The following is a 12,326-nucleotide window of genomic DNA, read 5'->3' as shown; positions in this document are numbered from 1 at the left end:
CGTTTTCTTTTTAAACCACTGCAAAATAAACTTTCTGAAAAATCCACTTTATCCTAAGAGCGCTAAAGTTTTTTTCTCAGTAAGACTTATCTGAAAGAATCCGGCTGTTTTGCCTCGTTTTTTTAACTTTTTTTTAAAACAAGATGCTTCTTTGAGCGAACGATCAAAATAAACCCCTCTAATACTAAAAATTTATTCTCTTTCGAAAAAACTTTGTGTAATACTTGTAACGCTACATGGAGATTAACTTAATCTAGAGGGTGTTAATAATGAATCGTACTAAACTTGTACTGGGCGCGGTAATTCTGGCTTCTACTATGCTGGCTGGTTGTTCAAGCAATGCTAAAATCGATCAACTGTCTTCTGACGTTCAGACTCTGAACGCTAAAGTTGACCAACTGAGCAACGACGTGAACGCAATCCGTTCTGACGTTCAAGCAGCTAAAGACGATGCAGCACGTGCTAACCAACGTCTGGACAACCAAGCTCACGCTTACAAGAAGTAATATTACTTCCTGAATGAAAAATGGCGCACATTGTGCGCCATTTTTTTTGCTTCGCTAAAACCCGTTTCTGACAGTGACCTTCCTTGATGTCCCCTTCCCTTTTGCTACTCACTCATCAACACATTTCACAATACGACTGCGCTATAAACTTTGCCATGGCAAACATCTGGCTGCCACGGCAAAGGTACGACTAAGACTTAATTGGCGGCAGAGTAAACCGGGCCTGGCTGAACCAGCTTAGGAGCGGCTTCTTCAGTCGGTTGCTGCTCTTCGTTCTGTGGTTGTGCCTGAGGCTCGCTCTGAGGCGCTACAGTAGCCGGAGCTTGCACAGGGGCAGTCTTACCTACAGTGACGATAACTGGCATGCCAGCGCGGCGTACAATTGCATCCTGAACCACTTGTGCATCAGTCTGGCTGTCGTTGATAAACTTCTGCAAGCTACTGCTGATAGCAATTGGCATGGTTTGCGGATCATCACTGTCTACACGAGACAACGGCTGATGAACTTCCACATAACGTTTGCCATCGGGCTCTACAGAATATTTAACCGGCTCATTGATAATCTGGACGCGAGTACCTTTAGGTACGGATTTGAACAGCGCTTCAATATCATCTGGGCGTAAACGAATACAACCCGAGCTAACACGCATGCCGATACCAAAGTTGGCGTTGGTACCATGAATCAGGTACTCACCACCACCCGCAGCCAAACGCATGGCAAACAGACCCATAGGGTTTTCCGGACCCGCAGGAACTACCGCTGGCAAGGTAACACCCTCAGCCAGGTAGTGCTTACGGATATTCGCTGTTGGTGTCCAGGTTGGGTTCGGGATTTTCTGGCTGACAGACGTTGTCATAGTTGGGGTATTACGCCCTAACTGGCCGATACCGATAGGGTACACAATCACTTTGTTCTGGCCTTTAGGGTAATAATAAAGACGCAGTTCAGCCAGGTTGATGACGATACCTTCACGTGGGGTATCTGGCAGCAACATCTGAGTCGGGATTGTTAATACTGAGCCCGGTAATGGCAAATACGGGTCAGCACCTGGGTTAGCTTCCAGCATCCCCAACAAACCGATTTTATAATCGGCAGCAATAGCCTCAAGCGGACGGCCATCATTTGGAACGGTATAAGTAGTATTTTCACCAATCAGACGGCTATTGGCTGGAGGTAGAGGATACTCGGTCGCATTGGCAGCGGTGATACTTCCCGCCATACAAGTTGCGAATAACATACCAATCAAAGTTAATGCACGTTTCATGCTTAGTTCCTACATCACTTCTTAAAATTCGGTTTACACGGCTATCTACGTTAATTTTAGCAGCCAATAATAAGGCCACCATATAGTAACAGCCCTTATTATAAAGGCAATTTATATCTCTAAAAATCAAGGTGTTACAAAGTAATTTATTATGCTTCTTCCAGCAGGGAGGACGATTTAACCTGCTGAAATTTCACCATTTTAATACTGTGACTCATGACGCAAAATTGCTCAGTCACCTATGAATAAAGCACAAAATGTTGGTGCGGATCAGCCGACGTTTAGGGCTGCGGCTTTAGTACGAATAGCGCGGATCATCGCTTCAAGCCCTTGAGAGCGCGAAGGCGTTAGGTGCTGACTCAAGGCTAAATCTGCAAAAAATGGCCGAACATCCAAATCCACGATCTGTTGCGGGGTCAAACCCTGATAGAGAATAAACACCACGGCGACCAAACCTTTGACGATTGCGGCATCACTGTCACCGGTAAAAGTCACCTGCCCCGTTGGTGAAAGGGTCATGGCGATCCAAACCTGGCTCTGGCAACCAGAAATAAGATTCTCTGGCTGGCGCTGTTGCTCAGTTAGCGGCGGCAACTGTGCGCCCAGTTCGATCACATACAGGTATTTCTCTTCCCAATTTAAACAGCGGGAAAAGTTACGAATCAATTTATCTTTATCTGGCAAACCCGCCATAACATGCTTCCTATTACTGAAGTTACCCGTCATATTTCAAGCGCAGCGGTGTTGGCTGCCATCATTTACTCAAGTCGTTGAGTTCATTTTGTTACCGCCTACCGGCAGCTCAAAATCGATTGGGTATAAAAGCCAAAATAAAAGCCGACTGCTTAAAATGATAGTCGGCTTTAGGGGGCATTGTCGCGGACTGTCTGCGCTTAGCCCAGCAATTTTTCGATGCGTTGTAACCCACTCACCAGTCTATCGACTTCTTCCGGGGTATTATAAAGCGCCAGCGATGCACGGCACATACTAGGCACCTGATAGAATGACATCAGCGGCATCGCGCAATGATGCCCGGTGCGAATAGCAATGCCGTATTGATCAAGGAAGCTCCCTACATCATAAGCATGATGTGGGCCAAGGTTGAAGGCAATCACCCCGGCCCGTTTTGCCGGACCATAGATTTTCAGGCTCGGGATCTGCCCCAACTGCTGCAATGCATACTGCATGAGTGATTGCTCATATTGCTGGATAGAGGCAAGCCCCAACTGATTCACATAACTGATTGCCGCGCCAAGCCCCATAATTCCCGCGGTATTGGGAGAGCCAGCTTCAAAGCGCCACGGCGCATCAGCAAAAGTGGTGCCTTGAGTCAGACTCACGGTTTTGATCATCGAGCCGCCGCCTTCCCAAGGTGGCATTTGTTGTAACAAAGCACTCTTGCCATACAAGATGCCAATGCCCGACGGCCCATACAGCTTGTGGCCAGAGAATACATAGAAATCACAGCCCAAATCCTGCACATCGACACTCTGATGCATGATAGCTTGCGCGCCATCCACCAGCACCACCAAGCCAGCCGCTTTGGCCTGCGCGACCATCTGTTTGATAGGATTAACCGTTCCCAGCACATTGGAAACCTGGGTAATCGCCAGTAGCCGCGTAGTGTCATCAATCAAGCCCGCCAACGCACTTAACGCCAGCTCACCTGTTGCGGTTAACGGCCATACCCGAATTTCGACGCCCAGATCGGTTGCCAGCATCTGCCAAGGCACAATATTAGCGTGATGCTCCATTTCGGTGATGATAATGCTGTCGCCCGCTTTCAGACTATGGCGACCATAGCTGTTAGCCACCAGATTGATGGCCTCAGTCGTGCCCTTAACAAACACAATTTCTTCGGCAGATGCGGCATTAATAAACTCGGCAACCTGACTACGTACCGCTTCCATCTGTTCCGTTGCTTGCGCGCTCAGCGTGTGAATGCCCCGATGAACGGCTGCATAACCCTCACGATAGAAATTAAGTTCCCGGTCGATCACCACTTGTGGCTTCTGCGCACTGGCGGCACTGTCCAGATACACCAAAGGCTGCCCATTGACCTGACGACTCAGCAGCGGGAAATCAGCTCTTATTTTTTCTATAGGGAATGATTCACTAGGGAACCGTTCAGTAGGAATACTCATAGCGATGCCTCGGCCAGGCGCTCAGCAATGCGTGCTAAGACTATTTTGCGGATAGTTTCGTCATGGATGGCTTCGGTTAATTCAGCCGCAAAGGCAAAAATAATCATTTGCTGTGCATCAGCTTGATTGATACCGCGTGATTGCAGATAAAATAGCTGCTCGGCATCAATTCGCCCCACTGTGGCACCATGACTGCATTTCACATCATCAGCATAGATTTCCAACTGTGGCTTGGTATCCACTTCCGCCAGCTTGCTCAGCAGCAAGTTATTATTGGTCATCTGGCCGTCAGTTTTCAGAGCATGCTGAGCCACTTTAATCATGCCATTAAAGATAGCTTTGCCCCGCTCGCGAACAATGGTTTTGTGCAACTGGCGGCTTTCACAGTAGCCTTTGTTATGCTCCAGATAAGTACGGGTGTCGCAAATCTCACGCCCTATCGGTAACAACAGACTATTAATGGAGAGCGTCGCACCCTCGCCATTCAACTGAGCGCTGGTGTTATGGCGGGACAGCCCGGCACCGAGCAAGAAACTATAACTCCGCGCTCGCGCATCGCGCCCTAGCACTAAATCATTATGAGCAAAGTGGTAACTTTGTGCGGTTTCAAATGCCAGTTTGCAATGGCTCAATTCGGCATTATCACCGACAGCGATGGTCAGCCGCGCACCGGTAAAATGCGGCTGCTCATCAAGACTGACAAAATGCTCAATCACTTCAGCCTGTGCATTGGCTTCAATGGTCAGATGATGGCGATAGTGGCTGGTATTCACTACATCGGAATCATTACCTGAGCTGATATGCAGCAGATAAAGTGGTTTATCACTCTGTTTCCCTGCTGGCAGACGAAGGTGCCAGCTCTCTTGAGCCAGACTTTCGGTCAAATGCAAAAAGACTTCCGGCTGGATGGCGGCGGGAAGCTGTGCATTCTCTGTCATCGAGGTCAGTTGGTACGGGCCGCACTCACTGTCACTTAATTGCGGAGAATACCGCCCATCAATGAAGACTAACCGATGAGCATCTTGCACCAATGACAGGGCATCGCGCTGGGCGAGTGTTACCGCCGGGGCGCGGGCAAAATCAAAGTCATGGGCCAAGAGGCGCTCGAGTGGCGTGTATTTCCAATCTTCATGTTTAGCCGTAGGAAAACCTAATTGCAGCACCTGTTGCCAATGGCCGGCGGCTGCGGCGGAATAACCATTCTGGCGCTGTTTAAATAGCTGACCGAAGTGCTTTAATGCATCAATACGCTGTTGTTCCAGAATACGTTGTTGTTCCGAAAGGCTTTGCTGTTCCTGCATTTTACTGTTGGTCGGTAAGCCAGCCATAACCTTGCTCCTCCAACTGTTTTACCAGTGTAAAATCACCCGATTTGATGATTTTCCCCTGATACAGCACATGGACAAAGTCAGGTTTGACGTAGTCAAGGATGCGCTGATAGTGAGTCACAATAATAAATGCGCGGTTTTCATCACGCAGCGAGTTAACACCGTTTGCCACGATTTTAAGTGCATCGATATCCAGACCTGAGTCCGTTTCATCCAGAATGCATAAAGAGGGCTCCAGTGCCGCCATCTGCAAGATGTCGTTGCGTTTCTTTTCACCGCCGGAAAAACCTACGTTAACCGAACGGGTCAGCAGATCGGCTGGCATTTTGAGCAACTCAATTTTCTCTTCAATAAAGTCGGCAAAATCAAAGCGATCCAAAGGTTCCTGTTGGCGATATTTACGCACGGCATTAACCGCCGTTTGCAGGAAGAAATGGTTACTCACCCCGGGAATTTCCACCGGATATTGGAACGCCAGAAACACACCTTCACCGGCGCGATCTTCTGGGTCCAAATCGAGTAAATCTTTGCCTTTGAACGTCACACTGCCCTCGGTGACTTCATACTCTTCACGCCCAGCCAACGCCGCTGACAAGGTACTTTTCCCTGAGCCATTCGGCCCCATGATGGCATGCACTTCACCGGGTTTGATCTCCAGATCTAACCCTTTAAGGATTTCGTTACCTTCGACACTGACTTTTAAATTCTTGATGCTTAACATAGGTTTCCTTGGTGCGCCTGAGCGCAAAACTTTACTTATGCAGCGAACGCTTAGCCGACACTGTGTTCCAGGCTGATAGCGAGCAATTTCTGTGCTTCGACGGCAAACTCCAGCGGCAACTCAGAGAACACATCCTTACAGAAGCCGTTCACAATCATTGAGATGGCATCATCTTCACTGATACCGCGCTGCAAGCAATAAAACAGTTGGTCATCGCCAATTTTTGAAGTGGTCGCTTCATGCTCCAATTGCGCCGAGCTATTACGCACTTCCACATAGGGGAAAGTGTGCGCGCCGGAGTCTGGGCCAATCAGCATTGAGTCGCATTGGGTGAAATTACGGGCGTTATCCGCTCCGGGTAGAATTTTAACCAAACCACGATAGGTATTTTGGCTATGACCGGCAGAGATCCCTTTGGCAATAATGGTTGATTTGGTGTTTTTGCCGATATGGATCATTTTGGTGCCAGTATCTGCCTGCTGATGACCATTGGTCAGCGCTACCGAGAAGAACTCGCCAATTGAGTTATCCCCTTGCAGAATCACACTGGGGTATTTCCAGGTAATGGCTGAGCCTGTTTCAGATTGAGTCCAGGACATTTTCGACCCTGCCCCTTCACACAAGGCGCGCTTGGTGACAAAGTTGAGAATACCCCCGGTGCTGTCGGCTCCGGCAAACCAGTTCTGCACGGTTGAATATTTCACTTCTGCATTTTTATGCAGAATAACCTCGACCACCGCCGCATGCAGCTGATAGCTATCACGAACCGGTGCCGAGCACCCTTCGATGTAGCTCACGTAGCTGTCTTCGTCAGCAATCAGGATGGTGCGTTCAAACTGGCCCGTTTTCGCGGCATTAATCCGGAAGTAAGTCGATAACTCCATCGGGCAGCGCACCCCTTTAGGGACATAAACAAAGGTACCGTCAGAGGCCACCGCCGCATTGAGTGCGGCAAAAAAGTTATCTTTTGCCGGAACCACCGAACCCAGATACTTACGCACCAGATCCGGATACTCCTGAATTGCTTCACCGAATGAGCAGAAAATAATGCCCTGCTCGGCCAGCTTGCCACGATAGGTGGTGGCAACAGAAACTGAGTCAAAAATAGCATCGACCGCCACTTCTGCCCCTTCACGTACCGGAACACCTAACTGAGCAAAAGCAGATTCGACCTCGGCAGTGAGGTACTCGTTAATATTGTGCTGCGACATATCCTGCGAGGTGGTGCCATCCGCTGACGATTGTTGCACCGCTCCAGGTTGCGAATCACAGCTATCATCACAACTGCCGCAGGATGGCGCGGAGTAATAGCTATAATCCTGATAATCCAGGCTCTTATAATGTGCTTTCAGCCAGTGCGGCTCTTCCATTTGTAGCCAACTTCGATAAGCACCCAAACGAAACTCCAGCATCCATTCAGGTTCATTACGTTTCGCTGAAATGGCGCGAATGACATCTTCATTGATGCCTTTCGCCAACTCATCAGTAGCAAGTTGAGTAAAGAAGCCCTCTTTGTAGCGACCGTCGCTGACCCAAGCCTGCACATCATCTGGAACTTCTACATTGCTTCGTGTCATTTCGTTTACATCGCTCAAACGCCAAAACTCTCGCCACACCCGCAGGAATGCTGAGCTTTAGGGTTATTAAATTTGAAAATTTGATTGAGCCCTTCACGGACGTAATCCACCTCAGTGCCATCGATAAATGGCATCGCTTTGAGGGGGACGTAAAGTCTGGCGCGGCCATGCTCGAAAACCAAAGCATCGCTGGCTGGCTCTTTCGCCATATCCATAACATAGGCAAACCCGGCGCAACCGGATTGCTTGACCCCAAGCTGTAACCCTTTGACTTCCGGGTCCTGCTCCATGAGACGGGTAATTTGCGCAGCAGCGCTGTCGGTTATCGTTACGCCTTGCCAAACGTTGTCATCGAGTGAGAATGTCCCGACGGATTCCTGTTGCATATGCCCTACCTTTTTCTCGCTGATAATTGATAAATCAACACAGATTGATCACAATGGTAGTGATAATAATTATCACTTCAACCGTTTGTTTTGCAGGGATATTAAGAAAAGTGTCGTTTAAACCCCGAATGAGGCGGCAACGAAGATAACATGCTGCGATGGCCGAAGAAGTCGGGAGGAACAAGTACACTTTTATCACTATGAAATAACACGATAATTTCTACAGTGACACTCGAATCCCTTGCTGTCTCAGAGGCTAATCGCAGTCAGTCTCCGAGTTTTTTAAACATTCATAAAAAATACCTATTTCTCCATTAACTTTAGCTGAAAACCTCCGCAGGGGAAACCTATCGTAGAGATTCGCCGCATTTATCGGATAAACAAAATTGTCAGTCGATTGAGAGAAAAAGTAAGTGACTGGACGTTGAATTGCTCAAGGCCGCTGAATCGCCCTGAGCAAAGTAATGACTTGTATTTTATAGGGTTATTTATTGTTAACGGGTTAATACTGCGGTGGTTAAGCGGGAAGTGCAACACAGGTTATCCTGCTCGTCATAGATTTCAATCTGCCAAACTTGATGGCTGCGGCCAACATGAATCGCCCGACAACAACCACGGACTTTGCCAGATCGCACCGCCTTAAGATGGTTGGCATTAATTTCCAACCCCACCACTTGTTGCCCCTCGACAGTACACAGATAACCGGCCATAGAACCCAATGACTCCGCCAACACCACCGACGCGCCGCCATGCAGCAGACCAAAAGGCTGAGTTGTGCGGTTATCTACCGGCATAGTCGCTTCCAGTTCGTCATCTGAGAATCGGGTAAACTCGATGCCCAAATGCCCTACCATGCAGTTTTGGCTTTGCTGATTTAGTTGTTCTAGTGTCGCGGTGCGTTTCCACAGCATTCTGTCTCCCCTTTAGCCTTCGTTCTTGAAATTGCAGCGTTGTTAGCTGCTCTCACTCACCCGAATCACTGAGCCATGTCAGCTCATCGGGATGACTTCGTTTGCCGCCTACCTGCAATTCCAATGACTTTGGCTAATACCTTCGTTCTTGAAATTGCAGCGTTGTTAGCTGCTCTCGTTACTCGGCCCATCCATGGGCCTCGCCTCTGCGAGGCCGCTGCAAGCAGCGTTCAAATCTGCTCCCGGCAGATTTGTCACTTGAACCCACGAGTTAAACCAGCTCAAGCAAAGCCTGTAATGGATGGCGCAAGCCACTGCCTTCAACCCGCTTAACTTGGCTACGGCAAGAATAGCCGGTGGCTAAGCAACGTTTCCCCGGCAGTTTTTGCAATGCTTGCTGCCAGGATAGTGCATAGATACCCAATGAATTATCGATGTTTTTGGCTTCATGGCCATAAGTTCCGGCCATACCGCAGCATCCCACACTGACACTTTCCAGTTTGGCACCGTAACGGGAGAATATCGATATCCAATGCTGGCTACTGGCTGGCAGTGCGGTGGTTTCAGTGCAATGACCAAACAGATACCAGGATTCGCCACTCATTTGCTGTTCTGGACACTCCGGCTGCTCCGCCAGTGCCACCTGCAACCATTCATGCACCAATTGCACATTGAAGTCACCGCGGCTCTCACCCAGAATCTCTTTATATTCATCGCGATAACAGAGCACCAGCGCCGGATCAACCCCCACCATTGGCATGCCCAATTGCGCGATGCGATTCAGGAAATCCGCTGTCTTACGCGCGGTTTTCGCAAATCGTTGTAGGAATCCTTTGATATGCTGAGCTTTACCATTCGGCGAGAATGGCAGTAATACCGGATTAAAGCCCAGTTTTTCCACCAGCCGGACAAAATCAGCCACCACCTGAGCATCATAGTAGCTAGTGAAAGGATCCTGCACGACTAACACATGTTGGCGTCGCTCCGCCTCCGGCAGTTTTTCCAACTGCTCCAGTGTCATGGTGCTGGCATAATGCCCCGACAGCGACTGCTTCAACGTGGGGCTGGAAAGCAGGGGTAAATCCACCATTCCAATGCTTTTACGGCTTAATTCACTGACCCAAGGTTGCTTCAAGAAGAAGTTAAACAGTTTCGGCGTTTTCGCCATCAACGGAGCATAACTTTCAACCCCGGCAACCACATAATCGCGCAGTGGCCGATGATAACGAGTGTGATACAGCTGTAGGAAGCGCGAGCGGAAGCCCGGCACATCAATTTTTATCGGGCACTGGGTCGAGCAAGCTTTACATGCCAGACAGCCCGACATCGCCTCTTTAACTTCATGCGAGAAATCATAATCGCCTTGACGGGCGGCCCAACTATTGCGGGTCTTTTCAATCAAACTGCGCAGACTTGGGCGCTGGGTTGCCAGCCCTTTCTCCAATGCCACGGGATCAACACCTTGGTCGGACAGTAGCCGTAACCACTCGCGCACCAACGTTGCCCGCCCTTTGGGGGAATGAATTCGGTCGCCCGTTATCTTCATTGATGGGCACATTGGGCTGCGAGCATCAAAATTGAAGCATAATCCGTTGCCATTACATTCCATCGCCCCGCGGAAAGAGGTTCTGACCGCCAATGGAATACGTCGGTCCAGCGTCCCGCGCTTATCCGAGGTATCCACTTTCATCATCGGGGCATCACTGCCCAATGGCGAACAAATTTTCCCCGGATTCAACCGATTATCTGGGTCGAACGCGGACTTAATACGCCGCAGTTCGCTGTACAGCACTTCACCGAAAAACTCCGGGCTGTATTCTGCGCGGAAGCCTTTGCCGTGCTCGCCCCACAACAGGCCGCCATAGCGCGCCGTCAGTTGCACCACTTGATCAGAAATCTGCTTCATCAGCATCTCTTGCTGAGGATCGCACATGTCCAGCGCCGGACGCACATGCAACACCCCGGCATCCACATGGCCAAACATGCCATAAGCCAGATTATGGCTATCCAGCAGTTGGCGGAACTCAACAATATAATCGGCCAAATGCTGCGGCGGCACACAAGTGTCTTCGGCGAAGGGGATCGGCTTGGCCTGCCCTTTACTGTTACCGAGCAAACCCACCGCTTTTTTGCGCATACCATAAATACGCTCAATACCGACTAATTCGCTGCAAATCTGATAACCAATAACCCCACCCTCTTGGCTGGACATCAAATCGTCCAAACGTTGGCAAAGCGCCTCCATTTGGCTATCGATGAGTGCCTTATCATCACCAGCGAACTCAACAATATTCAGCCCCAGCATCTCTTTATTGGGAACATCAGTAATAAGTTCTTTGACCGAGTGCCAGACAATATCTTCTTTCGCCAGATTAAGGACTTTTGAGTCCACCGTCTCGACGGACAACGCTTTGGCTTCCACCATAAAAGGCGCATTGCGCAGTGCTGAATTAAAAGAGTCATACTTTACATTCACCAAACGGCGAACTTTGGGCAATGGCGTGATATCCAGCGTGGCTTCGGTGATAAATGCCAAAGTCCCTTCGGCCCCGGTTAAAATCCGCGTGAGGTCAAACGTTTGCAAGTCATCACTGAAAACATGGCGCAGGTCATAACCGGTGAGAAAACGGTTTAATTTAGGGAATTTCTCCAGGATCAGCGCTCGTTGGTCGCGACAGCGATTCAATACCGTCTGGTAGATTCGACCGATGACCGAATCCTCCTGCGCAATCGTTTCCGCCAGTGCCGTCGGCATAGCGCGGGTATCTAGCATCTCACCGCCGAGTAAAATGGCACGTAACCCCAGCACGTGGTCAGAGGTTTTGCCATAGACCAACGAACCCTGACCGGATGCATCAGTGTTGATCATGCCGCCCAATGTGGCGCGGTTACTGGTTGATAATTCTGGCGCGAAGAAATAGCCAAATGGCCGCAGATATTCATTCAGTTGGTCTTTAATCACCCCGGCTTCAACCCGCACCCAACCTTGCTCGGGGTTAATTTCCAAGATGCGATTCATATGGCGCGACATGTCCACCACAATACCGGTGTTCAGCGCCTGACCATTGGTCCCTGTCCCGCCGCCACGTGGCGTAAAGACTAAGGTTTTAAAATTATCCTGCCCAGCCAGACGGCCAATCAGTGCCACATCCGCCGTCGAGCGCGGAAAAACCACCGCATCGGGCAGCAGTTGATAAATACTGTTGTCCGTCGCCATGGTCAGGCGGTCAGCATAGTTAGTGGCGGTATCGCCGGTGAATCCGTTTTGCTTCAAAGCATCCAAAAAATCCAGCACCAACTGAACAACACCGGGTGCCTGAGAAATCTGTGGGATCATTAGTGTGACCCTATCTATATGTGTGTTTGTTTTAAGAACTGTTCCCTTGAGAGATTATCTGGTCGCGACAACCTTTGTCGAATAATTTATGCCAATTCAGAATGATGGGAAAGTGATGGCTATCGACCAAGGATAAATACGGCTATAAACT

At 49.4% G+C, this 12,326-nt stretch carries 10 protein-coding genes; 1 reads left to right on the top strand and 9 read right to left on the bottom strand.

Going from position 1 to position 12,326, the window contains the following annotated elements:
- The first annotated feature begins 269 nt into the window (after positions 1 to 269).
- The gene (locus N0H69_RS13455; protein WP_005165631.1) at positions 270 to 506 is read left to right on the top strand and encodes a major outer membrane lipoprotein; all 237 of its coding nucleotides are present in this window, start codon (positions 270 to 272) and stop codon (positions 504 to 506) included.
- A gap of 197 nt (positions 507 to 703) precedes the next feature.
- On the opposite strand, the gene N0H69_RS13450 is transcribed toward N0H69_RS13455, so the two are convergent.
- From N0H69_RS13450 to ydiJ, 9 genes are all read right to left on the bottom strand, one after another.
- Positions 704 to 1,771 carry a L,D-transpeptidase family protein gene (locus N0H69_RS13450; RefSeq protein ID WP_050151162.1) on the bottom strand — a complete coding sequence of 356 codons (1,068 nt, stop codon included), beginning with the start codon at positions 1,769 to 1,771 and terminating at the stop codon, positions 704 to 706.
- 270 nt (positions 1,772 to 2,041) lie between these two features.
- Positions 2,042 to 2,464 (bottom strand): cysteine desulfuration protein SufE, encoded by a 423-nt coding sequence (gene sufE, locus N0H69_RS13445; RefSeq protein ID WP_050151161.1) that lies wholly within the window; start codon positions 2,462 to 2,464, stop codon positions 2,042 to 2,044.
- 200 nt (positions 2,465 to 2,664) lie between these two features.
- Positions 2,665 to 3,915 (bottom strand): cysteine desulfurase SufS, encoded by a 1,251-nt coding sequence (sufS, locus tag N0H69_RS13440; RefSeq protein ID WP_050145922.1) that lies wholly within the window; start codon positions 3,913 to 3,915, stop codon positions 2,665 to 2,667.
- On the bottom strand, positions 3,912 to 5,243 hold the full coding sequence (gene sufD, locus N0H69_RS13435; RefSeq protein WP_050151160.1) for a Fe-S cluster assembly protein SufD: 1,332 nt from the start codon (positions 5,241 to 5,243) through the stop codon (positions 3,912 to 3,914). Before sufD ends, sufS begins: the two co-directional genes overlap by 4 nt.
- Complete coding sequence (gene sufC, locus N0H69_RS13430) at positions 5,218 to 5,964, bottom strand: Fe-S cluster assembly ATPase SufC (RefSeq protein ID WP_050151159.1); 747 nt, start codon at positions 5,962 to 5,964, stop codon at positions 5,218 to 5,220. Before sufC ends, sufD begins: the two co-directional genes overlap by 26 nt.
- A 50-nt stretch (positions 5,965 to 6,014) precedes the next feature.
- Entirely contained in the window at positions 6,015 to 7,541 is a 1,527-nt protein-coding gene (sufB, locus tag N0H69_RS13425; protein WP_050107161.1) for a Fe-S cluster assembly protein SufB, read from the bottom strand.
- A 14-nt stretch (positions 7,542 to 7,555) separates the two neighbouring features.
- On the bottom strand, positions 7,556 to 7,927 hold the full coding sequence (sufA, locus tag N0H69_RS13420) for a Fe-S cluster assembly scaffold SufA (RefSeq protein ID WP_050107162.1): 372 nt from the start codon (positions 7,925 to 7,927) through the stop codon (positions 7,556 to 7,558).
- Positions 7,928 to 8,421: 494 nt separating this feature from the next.
- Positions 8,422 to 8,838: a hotdog fold thioesterase gene (locus N0H69_RS13415; protein ID WP_050107163.1), complete on the bottom strand. Its 417-nt coding sequence runs from the start codon at positions 8,836 to 8,838 to the stop codon at positions 8,422 to 8,424.
- A gap of 271 nt (positions 8,839 to 9,109) precedes the next feature.
- Positions 9,110 to 12,175, bottom strand: coding sequence for a D-2-hydroxyglutarate dehydrogenase YdiJ (ydiJ, locus tag N0H69_RS13410; RefSeq protein ID WP_050151158.1), 3,066 nt, complete (start codon positions 12,173 to 12,175; stop codon positions 9,110 to 9,112).
- Positions 12,176 to 12,326 lie beyond the last annotated feature (151 nt).

The organism is Yersinia alsatica, assembly GCF_025133195.1.
Classification (GTDB): domain Bacteria; phylum Pseudomonadota; class Gammaproteobacteria; order Enterobacterales; family Enterobacteriaceae; genus Yersinia; species Yersinia alsatica.
The sequence above is the reverse complement of the archived record's forward strand: the minus strand, read 5'-3'. Positions and strand labels throughout refer to the sequence as shown.